Source organism: Methyloprofundus sedimenti, assembly GCF_002072955.1.
GTDB lineage: Bacteria > Pseudomonadota > Gammaproteobacteria > Methylococcales > Methylomonadaceae > Methyloprofundus > Methyloprofundus sedimenti.
This window is the reverse complement of sequence record NZ_LPUF01000001.1, coordinates 2,224,279-2,240,435: the sequence shown is the minus strand read 5'-3', so window position 1 is coordinate 2,240,435 and position 16,157 is coordinate 2,224,279. Positions and strand designations below refer to the sequence as shown.

The 16,157-nt window shown below is 41.6% G+C and carries 17 protein-coding genes and 2 pseudogenes; 7 read left to right on the top strand and 12 right to left on the bottom strand.

Annotated features, from left to right (window positions below; translation table 11 throughout):
* Positions 1–61: 61 nt before the first annotated feature.
* The gene (locus AU255_RS09950; protein ID WP_080522723.1) at positions 62–517 is read right to left on the bottom strand and encodes a hypothetical protein; all 456 of its coding nucleotides are present in this window, start codon (positions 515–517) and stop codon (positions 62–64) included.
* A 165-nt stretch (positions 518–682) separates the two neighbouring features.
* On the opposite strand from AU255_RS09950, the gene AU255_RS09945 reads away from it, so the two are divergent.
* Positions 683–2,071, top strand: coding sequence for an IS4 family transposase (locus AU255_RS09945; RefSeq protein WP_080523332.1), 1,389 nt, complete (start codon positions 683–685; stop codon positions 2,069–2,071).
* Positions 2,072–2,128: 57 nt separating this feature from the next.
* On the opposite strand, the gene AU255_RS09940 is transcribed toward AU255_RS09945, so the two are convergent.
* On the bottom strand, positions 2,129–2,836 hold the full coding sequence (locus tag AU255_RS09940) for a transposase (protein WP_080522722.1): 708 nt from the start codon (positions 2,834–2,836) through the stop codon (positions 2,129–2,131).
* A 66-nt stretch (positions 2,837–2,902) separates the two neighbouring features.
* Here AU255_RS09940 and AU255_RS09935 point away from each other — a divergent pair.
* Positions 2,903–3,253 (top strand): annotated as a pseudogene (locus AU255_RS09935) (ZIP family metal transporter); the annotation flags it as partial.
* Positions 3,254–3,803: 550 nt separating this feature from the next.
* Here the strand turns inward: AU255_RS09935 and AU255_RS09930 are convergent.
* From AU255_RS09930 to AU255_RS09900, 5 genes are all read right to left on the bottom strand, one after another.
* A complete protein-coding gene (locus tag AU255_RS09930) occupies positions 3,804–4,232 on the bottom strand; it encodes a DUF1330 domain-containing protein (protein WP_080522720.1) in 429 nt (142 codons plus the stop codon).
* A 119-nt stretch (positions 4,233–4,351) separates the two neighbouring features.
* Positions 4,352–4,861, bottom strand: a complete 510-nt coding sequence (locus AU255_RS09925) for a GNAT family N-acetyltransferase (RefSeq protein ID WP_233144605.1) — start codon at positions 4,859–4,861, stop codon at positions 4,352–4,354.
* Between the two features lie 616 nt (positions 4,862–5,477).
* On the bottom strand, positions 5,478–6,011 hold the full coding sequence (locus tag AU255_RS09910; protein ID WP_080522717.1) for an REP-associated tyrosine transposase: 534 nt from the start codon (positions 6,009–6,011) through the stop codon (positions 5,478–5,480).
* Positions 6,012–6,101: 90 nt separating this feature from the next.
* Complete coding sequence (locus tag AU255_RS09905) at positions 6,102–6,623, bottom strand: DUF2380 domain-containing protein (RefSeq protein ID WP_080522716.1); 522 nt, start codon at positions 6,621–6,623, stop codon at positions 6,102–6,104.
* A 22-nt stretch (positions 6,624–6,645) separates the two neighbouring features.
* On the bottom strand, positions 6,646–7,083 hold the full coding sequence (locus AU255_RS09900; RefSeq protein ID WP_080522715.1) for a cupin domain-containing protein: 438 nt from the start codon (positions 7,081–7,083) through the stop codon (positions 6,646–6,648).
* A 227-nt stretch (positions 7,084–7,310) separates the two neighbouring features.
* Between AU255_RS09900 and AU255_RS09895 the strand changes: the two genes are divergently transcribed.
* The 3 genes from AU255_RS09895 to AU255_RS09880 all read left to right on the top strand — a co-directional run bounded on the left by AU255_RS09895 (position 7,311) and on the right by AU255_RS09880 (position 11,492).
* Complete coding sequence (locus AU255_RS09895; RefSeq protein WP_080522714.1) at positions 7,311–8,654, top strand: histidine kinase; 1,344 nt, start codon at positions 7,311–7,313, stop codon at positions 8,652–8,654.
* A gap of 4 nt (positions 8,655–8,658) precedes the next feature.
* A complete protein-coding gene (locus AU255_RS09890) occupies positions 8,659–9,363 on the top strand; it encodes a response regulator (RefSeq protein ID WP_080523330.1) in 705 nt (234 codons plus the stop codon).
* A gap of 434 nt (positions 9,364–9,797) precedes the next feature.
* Positions 9,798–11,492, top strand: a complete 1,695-nt coding sequence (locus AU255_RS09880) for an FAD-dependent oxidoreductase (RefSeq protein WP_080522712.1) — start codon at positions 9,798–9,800, stop codon at positions 11,490–11,492.
* A gap of 121 nt (positions 11,493–11,613) precedes the next feature.
* Here the strand turns inward: AU255_RS09880 and AU255_RS09875 are convergent, their stop codons facing one another.
* A complete protein-coding gene (locus AU255_RS09875) occupies positions 11,614–12,549 on the bottom strand; it encodes a LysR family transcriptional regulator (protein ID WP_080522711.1) in 936 nt (311 codons plus the stop codon).
* Positions 12,550–12,853: 304 nt separating this feature from the next.
* On the opposite strand from AU255_RS09875, the gene AU255_RS09870 reads away from it, so the two are divergent.
* Complete coding sequence (locus AU255_RS09870) at positions 12,854–13,135, top strand: hypothetical protein (protein WP_080522710.1); 282 nt, start codon at positions 12,854–12,856, stop codon at positions 13,133–13,135.
* A gap of 1,067 nt (positions 13,136–14,202) precedes the next feature.
* Entirely contained in the window at positions 14,203–14,322 is a 120-nt protein-coding gene (locus tag AU255_RS21390; protein WP_080522708.1) for a transposase, read from the top strand.
* Between the two features lie 35 nt (positions 14,323–14,357).
* On the opposite strand, the pseudogene AU255_RS21385 reads toward AU255_RS21390, so the two are convergent.
* The 4 genes and pseudogenes from AU255_RS21385 to tnpA form a co-directional block, all read right to left on the bottom strand.
* Positions 14,358–14,666, bottom strand: a pseudogene (locus AU255_RS21385) (IS66 family transposase); the annotation flags it as partial.
* Positions 14,667–14,851: 185 nt separating this feature from the next.
* Entirely contained in the window at positions 14,852–15,199 is a 348-nt protein-coding gene (locus AU255_RS20350) for a transposase (RefSeq protein ID WP_198942583.1), read from the bottom strand.
* 137 nt (positions 15,200–15,336) lie between these two features.
* Complete coding sequence (tnpB, locus tag AU255_RS09850) at positions 15,337–15,627, bottom strand: IS66 family insertion sequence element accessory protein TnpB (protein ID WP_080522707.1); 291 nt, start codon at positions 15,625–15,627, stop codon at positions 15,337–15,339.
* 9 nt (positions 15,628–15,636) lie between these two features.
* On the bottom strand, positions 15,637–15,978 hold the full coding sequence (tnpA, locus tag AU255_RS09845; protein WP_080522706.1) for an IS66 family insertion sequence element accessory protein TnpA: 342 nt from the start codon (positions 15,976–15,978) through the stop codon (positions 15,637–15,639).
* Positions 15,979–16,157: the final 179 nt, after the last annotated feature.

Below are 16,157 nucleotides of genomic sequence, written 5' to 3'. Positions count from 1 at the left end.
CGCCTTTCTTCATGACACACGAGCGTAGCGGCGCTTTTTACGGTCCGAGTTTATGGATTTGTTAGGCAATTTTGTTTTTTAAATCCGCTTTATTGTATTTGTTCTTCATGTGCAACGTGAACTCTGCTATAGAAGGATAGATTCCCGTTGCAATCCTAAAGTTGTTAAGTGGGAAAAAATCTCGCTTTGGAGAAATATTAGAATAAAACTCCGCTTCAATCATGTTACGGTCAGCAGTATAGTATTTCCAGGAAGCGAATATTACCTCGAGTAAATTAAGATAGTTAACAGCGAAAGATAATATTGTAGATACTTGGGATTGCGATAGCTTAATAACGTCACCTTCTTTCTGAAGCTCAGTATCACCGGGTTGTTCTTTCAATACGCCCAAGACTAGATATTCATACTTCGAATCTATTGAGAATGGCTCCTGTGCCCAAAGCGCTTCGCATTGCCTCTGGTCGAGTCTTATCAGCAGACGAGAGAGCCTTGATATGCTGATAGGCAGTATATCCATCTTTTTCTATGATAATAACTGGGGTCATAATAACTGGAATAACTGGGGTCAGATACGAATGGCACTTACTTAAGATATAACCTATTGAAAATATTAAAAAAGGCAGGTTAGATGATAAACTGATTGCGACAAAAAAACTTAGCCATCACCGAGAAACCTGCCTTAATGTTTATTAATAACAAATTTTTACGCTGCCAGCAACAAAGAATAAAAAAATGTGCAGAAAAGACAGATTCGTATCAATTTTTTAACCTGCTCACCTGTCCTGAACTGCTATCAAGAGTTGACACCTTATTACCTGAACACCGAGAGCGACTTTATCCCCCAACAGAAACACTTTCAATATTTTTAGCACAAGCATTGAGTGAAGACCGCTCCTGTCAAAAAGCGGTCAATGATGCAGCAATAAAACGTATCATTGGTGGTCTTGCACCTGTTAGTACCTCTACGGGGGGGTATTGTCGAGCAAGACAGCGTTTGCCATTAGCAATGGTTTCTGACCTAGTTTGCCAGACAGGTGAGCTCATTAACTGTCAAATCCCTGAGCAATGGCGCTGGCATGGAAGGCGTGTACATTTAATTGATGGAACCACTGTAACAATGCCCGACACCGTTGAAAATCAGGCAGTATATCCTCAGCAGAGTGGTCAAAAACCAGGACTTGGTTTTCCAATTTGTCGGTTGGTTGGCGTTATCTGCCTTTCAAGTGGGGCCGTTTTAAATGCGTCGATAGGACGGTTCAATGGAAAAGGCTCAGATGAGCAAAGTTTGCTTCGTAATATTATAGACACCTTTAATACGGGAGACCTTGTTCTTGGCGATGCTTTTTATGGTACCTATTTTTTGTTAGCTTCACTGCGTGAAAAAGGCATTGATGCCGTCTTTGAGCAAATGGGCGCGCGTAAACGGGTAACTGACTTTAGGAAAGGCAAACGAATAGGTACCAGAGATCACCTAATCGAACTAACCAAACCAAAGATCAAACCAGACTGGATGGCACAAGCGTACTATGATGTTGCACCGAAAACGTTACTTATCCGTGAGTTAAGCACCCATGGCAAAATACTCATAACAACATTGCTATGCCCTAAAGAAGCATCGAAACCAGAACTCAAGGTTTTGTATAAAAAACGCTGGCAGATTGAAGTTGATTTCCGGAACATAAAAACGACGATGGGAATGGAAACGCTAAGCTGTAAAACACCCGAAATGAGTGAAAAGGAGATATGGGTCTATTTTCTGGCCTATAATCTGATTCGATTATTAATGGCTCAAGCGGCTTTATTAGCCGATATATTACCACGCCAGCTTAGCTTTAAGCATACACTACAATTGTGGTTGGCATGGACTCAACAGACTGCTCTTACTGGTACAGGAGTCATTGAAGAATCATTATTTGTATTGATTGCTCAGCAGCGGGTTGGAAATCGTCCTGGTCGAATAGAGCCTCGTGCAGTAAAAAGAAGACCAAAGCCTTTTTCCTTGTTAATGAAACCTAGAGAAGAAGCAAGAGCAGAGATTAGAAAGAATGGACACCCGAAAAAAATAAAGTAACTCACTGTGATGTATGTGTTGTATTCTTAAGTAAGTGCCATTCGGGTCAGATACAAATTAAATACCCTTCATTTTCTTACGCCACCCGATAGGTCGCCCTACTTTTTGGGGCTTCAGTCTTCTACCAGTCAACTTCTCAATCTCCTCCTTGAAACGATCATGCCCAATAGCCATGCCCTTGTTGAGACCCAACCTGATTTCACCCAATAAATCGCCATCCACATGATAAGCAAACAAAGCACGGTAATTTTCCATGCGCTCACTCTTTGTACTCCCTAACCTTAAATATTCGGGATGAGGTGTACATAAATCGGATTTCTTAGCCAATGCATTAACCTGATAGCTTGACCAAACATACTCACTTGGATCTTCCACCATCTTTGCCCTTACTGGATTCATTTCGATATACCGATATACCTCTATCAAATACTTCTCTGCTTGAACCAAACACGATTTATAGCGCCCTTCCCAGAGCGTACCGCTTCGCTGATACTGATAATTGAAATATTGCACATACCGACGACCAACTGATTGCATCATTGAGCTCACCGCCCCATCTCGTTGTGGTGTACAAAGCAGATGGACATGATTTGTCATCAATACCCAGGCGTGAATATCCACTGCATACTTTATTGAATACTCTTTTAGCCAACTTATGTAAGCACTATAATCTTCCATTGCAGCAAAACAGGTATGCCTATTATTACCTCGCTGAATTATGTGAACCGGAACTCCAGCGGGTGATATTCTTGGGAGGCGCGCCATGATATGATACCGAATATAAATTATTTAATGATCAGTATAACATTTAATTTGTATCTGACCCCAGTTATTCAAAATGGTATCGCACTGGCTATTGCTATTGGTTTACAGAATATACCTGAAGGAATGGATGTTTCATTGCCTCTGGTTGCATTGGGATACAACCCTAAAAAAGCAGTCATCATTGCAACACTGACGGGCCTGGTAGAACCGGTAGGTGCATTATTTGGCCTGGTTGCAGTATCTCTTTTTCAACCTATTTTACCTGTCGCCATGGGGTTTGCAGCTGGTGCCATGTTGTTTGTAATTAGTGAGGAGATCATCCCGGAAACCCAGGCAAAATGCAAAGCCCGTTATGCAACATTCGCTGTGATAGCAGGTTTTATAGTTATGATGCTTCTGGACAATATGATGAAGTAGAAAAGTATGGGAAGGCGAATTGATCTTGGTACACACTTTTGGGCGCTGGCCGTTGGAAAGTTTTTAACGTGGTTTTTGTCACTGGCAAACGCGCATGGATGAAGTGCTTAAGGATGATGTAGCACCTATGAATGATCAGTTTATAGGGAAGGAGGTGTATCTTTGCAACTTAAAGATGCTGCGCTTCGTGCCTCAGCAGCTTCTTTTGCTTCTTCGAACATGACTGTTCTCCAGCTTTGACACGGCGAAATTACCGCTCAATAGTTATGAGGCCAAACCGCACGAATTCAAGCTAAGCCTATAACGTTTGAGTTAAGGAGCGAGAATTCAATAATACCCGAGTCTGACTTGTCTTTTGACTTCACAGTCACGCTAGAAAACCAGTTGCGTAGCCTGCTATGCGCCTGTTTTCCTAGCACGCCTGTGATGCCAAAATCCTACGTCATACTTTCGGGTATTATTAAACCCTCGCTCCTAAGCGGCCCAAAAGGGCGCAGCCATTTTGGGACCGGTGGAGGCGCGCAGCGCCGGAACGTACTTGAACGTTTTGTTATGTTGCCGCTGCATTCTCAACTATTGGCAGCAGTCTAGAATCTGCTATTGCTGCAGTTCTATGACCAATGCCCGCCATACACTCAGGATCGCTAGCAAATGAGAAAAAGTTTTGGACTGAACTCTGCTTAACTAGCATGACAAGATCCCATTTTTCATCACTTGGCCCAATAAAATATTTGCCCCCTTCACCTAACAGGAGCAATTCACCACCAGAACGTTGCAAAAAAGGAAGTGTATGGTCAATGTAGTTTTTGAAAGCTTCTTTACCTGAAATGGGCGATTCCGGGGATAGCTCAGGATTGTTTGAGTAGTCGGCTACATCTCTAAGGCGAAGCAGATTCAGCATTACCACTTCACCACCTATATTCCTTTTAAAAAGTGCCGCACCAGATTCTTGTGTAGGCTCAAAATATTCTTTTTTCATTTTTCTCTCCTAATTTATTCTCGAAACCGCATAAAACATAACGCTGAGGTAACCGGCGCCGGAGCGCCAGCGGAGGAAACCAAAAGCGGCACGCTTTTGGCGTCCGGTTGACCGCCTGGTTACATGGTGATTCGGTAGTAATGGCCATATTCACCATCCTTAGAAGCATTGTGCGTGGCCTGCCAGCCCAGCTTTTGAGCTACTCTTTGGCTAGCCAAATTGTCATCCGCGATGAAAACCTGAACGATCTCCAAATCGATTTCGGAGGATAGCCTTTCAACTGCCAACTCACACGCCTTGGCAGCTATGCCCTTGCCCCAAAACTCCGACCTGATGAAATAGCCAAAATCCGGAACACCATTTATCTGTTTAACGCCGCAAAACCCGATGAACTCGTCAGTTTTAGCCTCGACAATAGCGAAGCGGGTCGGGTTAGCGAGCGCTGTCTCGAACCACGAATCCGCCTCATCTTCTGCTAGGGCGCGACGAGGCCCTAGAAACCTCATTACCTGAGGATCTCGAAGCATGGCAGTGACAGCTTCTTTATCTTGGTAATGAAGATCTCTCAGTTTCACCGAAATCATAAGACTAGTTTCTCCATGTAACAAGTTATTATCTAGTTTCTGCATAACTTATACACTAGACTTTACTTATTTGACAAGCACTTTACTGAAAGCTACTATCTCTAGGCAGTATATCCATCTTTTTCTATCAAAAAACAGTTTCAGTATATCTTCCCATGTTCACTATTCCAAAACATATTAACCACTATTTCTGTGATTTATTAATTCAAGAAGCTGTACCAAAACCGGAACAAGGTTACTATAAAAAATGGCTACGCTATTATTGGGATTTTTGTCATAAATATGAGCATAGCCCTGATAATAAAAACAGCTTACCCTTTTTTTGCAAAAATTAAGGCAAAAACGGCAGTCTGAACAGCAATGTCAACCAGCTCAACAAGCTATCCAGCTCTTTTATCGGATGAAGTTCGTTAATCATGCCAATATCCGTACCGAAACACCTCAAAATTCTGATCATACTGATACAAAAACTGCCTACCCTCTTCCCCGGAGTGATTCTAATCACTCCTCCACTTCAATCAGGAAACATTCGCCTGTTGCGTACCCTATTGCTGAACCGCCTCATCATAACCATACTGACAACAGAAAAAATAATGCTCCTTCTTATCAACAAACCGGGCAGCACGGTAGGTCCGATTAGCATAGCGTAATCGGACGCATGTTATTCATCACCATCAACCGAGTTATTTATATCACAACACCAATTCGGCAAATAAATTCCACGGGCTACATAATGATGAAAAGTTAAATAAGGCCAATCTATAATTCGTTTTACATAACCATGCTTCAATGGGTTTACATGAATATAATCCACATGACGCTGGTAGTCCAAGTCATCACGAATGACATACTCACAAAAATGTCGTTGCCATATTCCTCGTTCTCCTGCTGCCTTTCTTACCTTGTGGTGCGTCTTTCCGTTTTTAGGTAAGGATCGTGAAAATCCACTTTTTATTAAACCCCAACGCAGGCTAAAATTACTATCATCAGGCGGCAATGTCCACGCGCAATGCAAATGATCAGGTAATACAACCCACGCATCGATATAGAAAGGGTGACTTTTACGTACTTTTCGTACCGTTTCTCGACGCAGGTTTATCACCCGAATCAACAAATTATTATCACGCCGTTGGAGAAGATTAACCGTAAAAAAATACGTTCCTCCTGGAATTAATGCTCTTCGATAGTTGGGCATAATCTTTATCCTTTTTGAAAAGGACAATGGTCACACGGGCAATCATGCGTCCGATTACGCTACGCTCATAGGACCTACCGTGCTTAACGCTTAGTCACCTTTCCCCAACCCAACAATCACCCGATCAATCTCCCTGGCCAGTTTCCTCACCCCTCGCTGCATCACTTTTTCATGATTACCTTTTAGCTCTATATCATAGCGTGCTACCGACTTCCCTGTATGGGCATTGATAACATGTGCAATCAAATACGAAAACAGAAAACTGGGCTTGCTGTGTTGGCCAACTATGATCCAGTCTGCATTAACGCCTTTACCCAGCTTAGCGGCAATATCATGAAAGCTGAATAAATAACCGAAGCCTGCATTGCTGGCTTTTTGTTGCTCGGGGCTAATCTGGATAATTTCATACTCACCTGTCTGAATCATGGCTTGTTCTAGTAAGGGCTTTATTGAAGCGGTTCTAATTTGCTCTGCCAGCGTATTGGGTAAAGAGGTGATGTCATTCAGTTCAAAAGACAAGATAGCGATTCTCTCTGCGGCATTCGCTGTTCCGAAAATAAGCAGCATAAACAGCAAGAGACCTGGGGCAACGATGCCTTTTATTATGTTCATCTTATCCTCATTTTTATCATCGTTAATGATTTTTATGCGCGGCAAATAAGTCGCTAAAGTCCTGAAAACTGAGTGTGCCGATTATACTTTCTTGATCATCAAGTATTTCGTATAAAATCCCCTCCTCGCCTCGGATACTAAAAAAAACCACCGCGCCTTCATCTCCGCCGCACTCTCTGTGCGGTTCCTCACTGGCAGGGCTTGACGTATAGCTACCGACAGCACGGACTTCCTTGATGTCGCCATTTGCTTTATATAAGTGATGTTCGCCTTGTATAACCAGGGTTTTATTAAGCGCTTTATGCCTATGCAGAACGATTTGTTTATGTGGCTCCAATTTAAACAGTACATCGACAATTTTATTATCTGTATCAATATCTAAAATGGAATAAACAATGTGCTCAAAATCGCCAAGTTTATGCCAATGAATATTTCGATCATCAAACGTGTAAGGGGTCATGGGTTTATCCTCTGGGTAAGTTAATGTAACGACACGACACGACTAATTTTGCCGTTATTGGTAGCATAATCATTTAGAGTCATTAAGGATGCAGATAATTGCCCACGATGACCGGGCAATTTGCCCGCACTGTTAAGATCGCTTTCAATCATTTTCTTTGACGCATAGAATGACAAACAGGGTATTTTATTTCCGTTTATGCTGTTAATCGCTTCGAGTATGTTTGTATGAATTTGAAATTCCATTTGCTGCTACGCATCACTCTGGTGGCACTATTTTGTTTGTTGGGCACAGCATCTTATGTGCTCTATCAGGCGGATCGGCAAGCAAAGCAGGAAGCGCAAGCCTTACTCGATTCAGTAACTCAACAATTGCACATGCAATTACTGCGTATTGATGCCGGTTTTGGCCAGGCTAATAAATTTCCTGATTTAAGCTTATGGCAGGAAACCAGTCATGTTTCTGGCGTTTGTCTCCGTTTTATTACTGCCAATAATGGTTTTACACGCGGTCTTTGTCGAGGAGCTGAATGGCCTGCAACACAATGGCCACGTGCCTTTGCAATCGCGTACCAATGGCTGTTTAATCCCGGTCTTGAAATAAAACGGGAAATTACCTTTAAAGGTCGGAAACATGGTGCACTTAGCCTGACACCTAGCGCAGAAAAAGAATTAGCGCGGGCATGGGAAAATCTGCGGGTCTTATTAACGCTATCTGCTTTTACTATTGTGGCAGTTTGTTTATTGGTTTATTTATCCATCCGTCAGGCTTTACGCCCTGCTCAAGTGATCGTGACTGGATTAAAGAAAATGCAGAGCGGTGATTTAACTGTGCGCCTGCCTGATTTTAAGCTTTTGGAATGGCAACAAACAGCAACAGCGATTAATGACTTAGCCAGCAGTCAGCAGCAGCTCTTAAATGAGCGCAAACAATTAACCTATAAACTGATTACCTTGCAGGACCAAGAACGACGTTATTTAGCCAGAGAGTTGCACGATGAATTGGGTCAGTGCTTAGCGGCGATTAATGCCCTGGCAGCCTCTATTACCCAAACTGCAGAACAGGAATGCCCGGTATTAGTGGATGAAGCTAAAAATATCAGCCGCATTAATGACCATATTATGCAAACGGTACGCGAGCTATTGGTGAAACTAAGACCCGCTGAAGTTGATGAATTAGGGCTTGAAGCCAGTTTAAACAGTTTGCTTAGCGAATGGAATACTCGCGCTGGTCGTAAAATTCATTATTGCCTCATGATCAAAGGAGATTGCGCGCAGCTCGCAGAGCCTTTGCCGATGACGCTGTTCCGGCTTATCCAGGAAGGCATCACTAATATTGCTAAACATGCCCATGCGTCCAGCGCGACGATTGAGCTGACGATTAACAGTGATCGAGTAACACTGACGATAAGCGATAATGGCAGTGCAGAGCTACCGTTTAAGCCAAATTCAGGCATGGGATTATTAGGTATGCGTGAGCGGGTCAGCGCATTAGGCGGACAATTGAATCTGGAAAATAATAAATCCGGTGGATTGCGCGTACATATCACAATTCCCTTACAGAAAAACTGACATGATGACGTCTGAACCCAAAATTACGCTACTGCTGGTCGATGACCATGCCATGATTCGCGAAGGCTATCGCTCATTGCTAAAAAAACAAGCGAGATTGGAAGTCATCACTGAAGCCTCTGATGGCGCAGAAGCCTATCAACGCTTTAAAGATATGCATCCTGATGTCGTGATTATGGATCTTTCCTTGCCTAAACAAGGCGGGATTGAAACCATCACGCGCATTAAACAACGCGAGCCACTGGCCAAAATTCTGGTTTTCAGTATGCATCAAAATCCGATCTTTGCGCTACAGGCACTGAATGCCGGTACGCTAGGCTATGTCACTAAAAATAGCGCACCGGAAATATTGTTACAGGCGATTTATGAAGTGTATGCCGGCCGCCACTACTTAAGCCCCGATATGGCTCAGGCATTAGCTTTGGAAAAATCTGGTTACCAACATACAGCATTAAAATCTTTATCGACTCGTGAATTTGAAATCTTTCGCATGCTGGCTGAGTCGCGTTCCAAAGAAGAGATTGCTAGAGCCCTTAATCTTAGCCAGAAAACTGTATCCAATTGTCATTACCTGATTAAAAGTAAGTTAAACGTCAGCAGTGACATTGAGCTGATTTATCTGGCGATCAGAATGAAAGTGATTAATTTTTCTGAGCTATCGGGATCAGAAACGGAATTATTAGAGCCTACTCACAAAATAACTCACTGATAGTTTAGAATAATTAACTAAAAATGAAGCAAGAACAGCAGCAATGACTCAATGACTAGCGATAACGCATTCCCATCGAAGGAAAGTTTGGGCAAGGTAAATTGGCTACCCTATCAATTGCATTCGCGTTAAAACAGTGAGTAACGCAGACGTATGGATACGTTGTCTCTTTTTCATTATGAACTTGTTGGTATGGATCTGACATCTTTTTGTGCCGACAGAGTGGCGGTTGTTTTGGGTGGAATGGGGTTCACTATTGTATTTTATACGCGAGAGTGTGAGAAAATATCCCTTGAGATTTTTTTTATGCTCCAATTTTACATAGAAGTAATTTGCCAGAACTGACTGTGTCCGACACAATAAACATATATCAATACAACTGCGTTCATGTAGAACATGAAAATTATAATTTATCAACTTAAGAACTTAATATTATGAGCAAAAAATATTTAATCGTAGGTGGTGTCGCGGGTGGCGCATCTGCCGCTGCAAGGCTAAGAAGATTGGGTGAAGATGATGAAATTATTATGTTTGAAAAAGGCCGCGATGTATCATTTTCAAATTGTTGTCTGCCTTATCATTTAAGCGGTCAAATTAAAAAGGCGGAAAATCTTATATTGATGAATCCTGGGCTATTCAAGAGCCAGTATAATATTGAAGCAAGAACGAATAGCGAAGTTCTATCCATAGACCGAGCCAATAAACAGGTTGAAGTTAAAAACCTGGTCAGCCGTGAAAGCTATAAAGAGCCTTACGATAAACTCATACTTTCACCGGGTGCAAGAGCGATTGTTCCTTCGATTCCAGGTATCGAAAAAGCCAATATTTTTACGGTAAGAAATGTGGTGGATATTGATAAGCTCAACAAATTCATTCACCAGGTTAAGCCTTCAAGAATTACGGTAATCGGTGGCGGCTTTATTGGTATCGAAGTGATGGAAAACCTGGTTGAAGCGGGTCATAAGGTGTCGCTGGTGGAAGCACTTCCTCAAGTGTTAAATCAGTTTGATGATGATATGGTGCAAATTCTGCATAAAGAAATCATAGACAATGGCGTTGAGCTGGTGCTCGGCGATAAAGTCACTGCTTTTGATACGAATAAAGTGATTTTGCAGTCAGGCAAAGAAATCACCTCAGAAGTCATTGTGATGTCGATAGGCATTGTGCCGGAAACAGGTCTGGCTAAACAGGCAGGGCTTGAACTGGGTAAAACCGGGGCGATAAAAGTCGATTCTAATTTCCTGACTAACGATCCTGATATCTATGCTGTGGGTGACGCTATTGAAGTGTATAACATTCTGGCACAGGATAATTTTAAACTCGCTTTAGCGGGCCCTGCGCTAAAACAAGCGCGTGCAGTAGCTGATCATATACATGGCAAACCGATTAGAAATACAGGTTATATCGGTTCTTCGGTGGTTAAAGTTTTTAACTATAATGCTGCTGCAACGGGGCTCAACGAAAATATTTTAGCGAACCTCAATATTGAGTATGGCTGGGTAGAGATTATCCCTTTTGACAGAGTCGGTATCATGCCACATTCGGAAACACTCGACTTCAAGGTTATTTTTGAAAAACCTACCGGCCGTGTACTGGGTGCTCAGGCAATTGGGCATGGCAATGTCGATAAACGAATAGATGTTATCGCAACAGCAATTAAATTTGGTGCAACCGTTGATAACTTGCGTGATCTTGAATTGTGTTATGCCCCCCCTTTTGGCACCGGTAAGGATGCGGTCAATTTTGCTGGTTATGTGGCATCTAATATTTTGCATGGCGCTTTTAATCAAGTTTCCATGAGCAAAGTTCGTGAATTAGTCGAGCAGGATGCGTATATTCTTGATGTACGCGAAATGCATGAATATGACCAGGCACATATTAAAAATGCCAAAATTATTCCTCTCTCACAATTGCGTGAAAGATATACGGAAATCCCTAAAGATGTTCCTGTTTATGTCCATTGTCGTTCAGGACAACGCTCTTATAATGCTGTGCTCGCACTGCAACAGAAAGGTTACACACAGGTCATTAATATTTCTGGCGGGTTTTTAGGCGTTTGTACCTATGAATACTTCAATGATGTTACACTGGGTAGAGAGCCTATTGTCACGTCCTACGGTCTGAAATGATAGTGGCACATTTGAACACTGTAAATATCTGCCACTGCCTATATGACAGCTCTTAAACAAATAAATATCTGGTTAACAAAAGCTGAGAATTGCCCGGTGAAAATACAATAACTGACTGACTTTATTTTGACTGCCCAGTGTGTTTACCAGTCTCTTTATTCTTTGTGTGGCCTTTATCAAGAAAAGAATCCACCAGAAAATCAATAAAAGTACTTATTTTGGCCGGGTAATAATTACGCTGTAGATAAGTTGCATAAACAGATAAAGTAGGCAGTTTAAAATCCTCCAGTATTTCAACTAATTCACCTGACTGCACGTAACGTCTTACTGACAGCGCTGGCGAGCGCACAATTCCCATGCCTAATGAAGCAGCCTGGCACAGGGCACCGCCATTATTTGATGCAAAAATCCATTTTGGTCGAATTTCGATACGCTCCTGACCTTTATTAAAGACCCAGGCGTCGGCATGCGGTGTATCTAAATAGTGTAAGCATTTATGCGCAGCTAAATCCTCTATAGTTTCAGGTGTTCCAAATCGCTGCAGATAATCAGGAGACGCATAGGTACATAAAGACGTCTGCGCAATTTTTCGTGCGACCACGCCCTGGTCCAGCCTATCGGTAACAACTATCGAAATATCATATTTTCCGGAGCGTAAATTAACAAAGGTGTTATCCAGTGACATTAATACATCCACTTCAGGATATTTCTGTTGATACGCATTAATGACCGGCAACATATAGATTCCACCGAAATCAATTGGCGCATTAATCTTTAGCACCCCCTTTACCAGCTTCCCGGATTCAACAATCGAGCTTTCTAAATCCGTTAAATCCTCTAAAATTTGTTTGCACTGACGATAGTATGCTTGGCCTAATTCAGTCACATATAACTGCCGTGTCTTACGGTTAATTAATGAAATACCTAAAGAATTCTCTAAACTACGCATATATTTGCTGATCATCATGGCGGACACGTCCATTTCCCGCGCAACCGCTGCAAACGTTCCCAGCTCGACGATACGGCAAAATACCTGCATGTTTTTTAGCTTATCCATTATTCACTCGTTTTTATAAACCAGGGGTTTATATAATATAAACTTTATGCTATCTATATAAATTTCTGGTGTACCTATAGAATATGTCTCGGAGATAACGAAACGCTTAATTATATGCTTAGTTTGCAGCACAGTTTCTTAATTCTTTTGAATTTATACTTTTAAGTAAGAAATGAAAACTAGCTCAAGCTTTTATAATTAGGCGTTTTTTTTGATCATTAGAAAATACCACATATCTCCTTCGAAATAGACAGCCATAGTTGTTCAGGCTATGATACATGCGACTAAACTTAAGGAGGTCTCGATGCCTGGTACTCTCGCAGCAATTATTATCACCGTCCTGTTTTTTAAATCCGCATTAGATGCAGGTAAAAACCCCGTTCCTATGGCTTTAACAGGATTCCTGGCCTTTTTTATCCCTGCCCTGCTCTGGACCTACTTTATTACTCCGGATTTAAAAGATACTTTACAGCATGACCCGGGCAATACCTTACTCAAATTGACTGCAAACTATGCCTACGTTGCACTTGGTACAACTTGTTCTGTATGGGTATGGTTCAAAATTTTTAAAAAGAATACACCTTAAATACCGATCTGCAGCACAACTTTTCAACCAAGCACTTGCACAAGAGTTTGTTGACTTTGAGACCTTTGAGATGCCTGTATTTATATCCTTGATGCCAAAACGATGACTGAATATGTAATCAGGATTATTGCTATAACGGTCATCACTAGATAACTAGCCATGAAATTTTTATGTTGGTTATCTATACCTGTTTTTATCCCTTCGTGACGAAAACCTATATTTTTTGCTGTTTTTCTACCCGGCGCATCTAGATATCCAGCACTCCAATCTGCTACATTATTGACTCCCGCCTGCAATTTGACGCGTTTATGTAGCCTAAAAAGTGCAATGTTAAGCCTGCTTTTTCCTTTTAACAGGCTAAGTGTGTCTGAAATAGTCTAAATAGCCATTTCAGGTTTCTCGAGGTTCCCGATCGTGTGCATGCATACTAATCATTTTGGTAAATGCTATCAACCAAATGCTTAAACCACTTTGGCCTGAAAAGCACAACATAAATAGCAATCAGACTGCTTGTCGGGATAGGACCAATACCTATAATTGCTAAAATTACCAGTACCAGAGAGGTTATTATTCTTGTTATCATCGATAAATCTCATCTACAAGCCGTTTAAACCATAACGGTCTAAAATTAACAACATAAAGGAAAATAAGACTAATCGTCGGTACCGGCCCAAGGTCAGTAACCAGCACTAGAATCAAAACCAAAAACGTCAAAACTCTTGTCTTCATCAAATATACCTTTTAATAATTGACATACAGGTTTGTAACCTTCCTGCAAAAAATAAGCAAAATAGCATTAAGTTGAGAGATTTTTATCCTCCATATAAATTAATTAGAAAAATAGGCAATTTTCATAGATTCCTCTACCTGTACAAACAACACATTTCTATACGCTAACTATATTACAACTTAGATAACCGCGCCCTGTGGGCGGGGGCAAAAAAAGCTTTGCGTAAAAGTCTGCTCAAGAGTATCAACAAGTTAAGTTGTTCCCGCAATTTAACTAAGAGAGACAAATGAGCAGATTTCAAAAATTATCACATGTCATATGGTTTTGACAGTACCATATTGTTTTTGTGCCAAAGTATCGTTATCGAATTTTAAAAGGGGATATTGGAAAATTTGTTTACCAGAGTATTTATGCTCATACAGAGAGAGCGGGGTGTGAAGTCATTGAATTAAAGTAACCGTCGATTCTTCCCACCTAGACAAGCTACTCCACTTACATTAAAGGCTTAACTTTTTCAATCAAGTTCCAGGGTAGAAACTGATCCAGTGCTTCTGGTTCATAATGCCTGCCAAGCTTGGGTAGCTCAGTAAGCAAATACTTCAGATAATCAAAAGGCTCCAGATTATTGGCAACCGCTGTTTGCACCAGGCTGTATAGCAGTGCACTGGCATTTTCTCCACGAGGTGTTTGATTAAACAGCCAGTTTTTACGCCCAATCACAAACGGTTTGATACGACGTTCAGCTGCATTATTATCAATGTGTATATTTCCGTCATCAATATAGCAGCTCAGGTTACCCCAATAGAGTGGCAAGCTATCCACCATAAACTTGGCCACAATAATGTAGGCTAGTAAGCTGGCCGAAGCAAAACTGCGTGGAATAGGTTGTGCCGGTTTAGGCGCACTGATCATGCCATTTTCACAGGCACGACAGGCATACTTTACCTGCACATGTTGAATCAGTTTGATTTGAGCAGGTATGATTTCTAACTGCTCTGACGTGTCTTCGCCAGCCTCATGCAAGGCATGGCCACAGTCACACACATACGTTCTACTTCAGGTAATTCATAGCGCACCACTTCTCGTGGGAGATGTCTGGAGAGCGGTTTACGACCTGGCTTTTTACGCTGATAGCTAACCGTTTCTTCAAGATCAGTCTCCTCTTGCTTTAAGGCGTCAAGAATCGATTCCGCTTCATTAAACAACGCCATTTGATCAGGACACTTTTCACTGGATGCTCCAAAGCGCTGGTGTTGAAACAGACGAAACTGCTCCTCATACCATGTCAGTTTTTCCTGTAATTGATACACTGTCGACTGATAATCCAGCACCATTTTTTGCAGTGCATTCGTTTCATCTGGCAGTGTCTCAGGAAGTGTTTTATGGTGAATATTATACCACTAAAAGGCTGGTAAATAAGGTTTAACTTGCTTTCTTATGGATTCTTTTTATGCAAAATAGAGTCGCTTGATCAATAGCATAAACCATCCAGTAACCAGTGTAATTCACGTAAGTTGAGTGTCAGAGTCTGTTCGTTCGACTCGGTTGGCCATTGAAACTTTCCCTTATCCAGGCGACGATAATAAAGCCAGAATCCATTACATTCCCAATAGAGTATTTTCAGTTTATCGCGAGAGCGATTACAAAAGACAAAAACACTCCCGGTAAAGGGATCATGACCCAACTGCTCTGACACAATCAGGGACAAGCCATTAATGGACTTCGGTAAAACCTGTTGCCAGATACACCTGATTAACAACAAGACCGTTTATCATGATAAAGATCTCACCAATTCCAATAACGGTTTTAAAACGCTGAGCTTCGTATCGGCCTGTATTTCCAGGATAAAGCCATTAATATGAGTGACTTTAATAACCGATGGATGAAAAGATAGCCTTGGGTCAATTAAATTGTCTTCGGCAACAAGTTTTACCGGAACCAGTCGGCTGGTTTGTTGCCCTGACGAGCTGGCCGAACTGAATTTCTTTTTGTAATAACTGAAGATATGCGGCTTGATAGCATGGGTCTTGCAATACTCGGTCTGAGTTAAACGACTGGCTTGCCATTGCGGTATATGCTCTTGCATAGCCGCTTTATTTTGAGATGGGCTCATAAAGACCTCTGAAGTTAAATGGAGGTATTAGTGTGCCCTTTTTTATAGAGGTTTAGAATGTGTGGTTGAATTGACGCTTACAAAGAACCCCAATCTTGCCATTGGGGCTCCTGATATCCATTCATTAATGCGGAACTTAATAACCATTAGATATTGATTACAGAGACCGAAAATGCAAT

What these genes read in the sequence shown, in the direction of transcription:
- AU255_RS09950 (WP_080522723.1), bottom strand. Translation starts at nt 517, where the DNA reads ATGGATATACTGCCTATCAGCATATCAAGGCTCTCTCGTCTGCTGATA.
- AU255_RS09945 (WP_080523332.1), top strand. Translation starts at nt 683, where the DNA reads ATGTTTATTAATAACAAATTTTTACGCTGCCAGCAACAAAGAATAAAA.
- AU255_RS09940 (WP_080522722.1), bottom strand. Translation starts at nt 2,836, where the DNA reads ATGGCGCGCCTCCCAAGAATATCACCCGCTGGAGTTCCGGTTCACATA.
- AU255_RS09930 (WP_080522720.1), bottom strand. Translation starts at nt 4,232, where the DNA reads ATGAAAAAAGAATATTTTGAGCCTACACAAGAATCTGGTGCGGCACTT.
- AU255_RS09925 (WP_233144605.1), bottom strand. Translation starts at nt 4,861, where the DNA reads ATGCAGAAACTAGATAATAACTTGTTACATGGAGAAACTAGTCTTATG.
- AU255_RS09910 (WP_080522717.1), bottom strand. Translation starts at nt 6,011, where the DNA reads ATGCCCAACTATCGAAGAGCATTAATTCCAGGAGGAACGTATTTTTTT.
- AU255_RS09905 (WP_080522716.1), bottom strand. Translation starts at nt 6,623, where the DNA reads ATGAACATAATAAAAGGCATCGTTGCCCCAGGTCTCTTGCTGTTTATG.
- AU255_RS09900 (WP_080522715.1), bottom strand. Translation starts at nt 7,083, where the DNA reads ATGACCCCTTACACGTTTGATGATCGAAATATTCATTGGCATAAACTT.
- AU255_RS09895 (WP_080522714.1), top strand. Translation starts at nt 7,311, where the DNA reads ATGAATTTGAAATTCCATTTGCTGCTACGCATCACTCTGGTGGCACTA.
- AU255_RS09890 (WP_080523330.1), top strand. Translation starts at nt 8,659, where the DNA reads ATGACGTCTGAACCCAAAATTACGCTACTGCTGGTCGATGACCATGCC.
- AU255_RS09880 (WP_080522712.1), top strand. Translation starts at nt 9,798, where the DNA reads ATGAGCAAAAAATATTTAATCGTAGGTGGTGTCGCGGGTGGCGCATCT.
- AU255_RS09875 (WP_080522711.1), bottom strand. Translation starts at nt 12,549, where the DNA reads ATGGATAAGCTAAAAAACATGCAGGTATTTTGCCGTATCGTCGAGCTG.
- AU255_RS09870 (WP_080522710.1), top strand. Translation starts at nt 12,854, where the DNA reads ATGCCTGGTACTCTCGCAGCAATTATTATCACCGTCCTGTTTTTTAAA.
- AU255_RS20350 (WP_198942583.1), bottom strand. Translation starts at nt 15,199, where the DNA reads ATGGTGCTGGATTATCAGTCGACAGTGTATCAATTACAGGAAAAACTG.
- tnpA (WP_080522706.1), bottom strand. Translation starts at nt 15,978, where the DNA reads ATGAGCCCATCTCAAAATAAAGCGGCTATGCAAGAGCATATACCGCAA.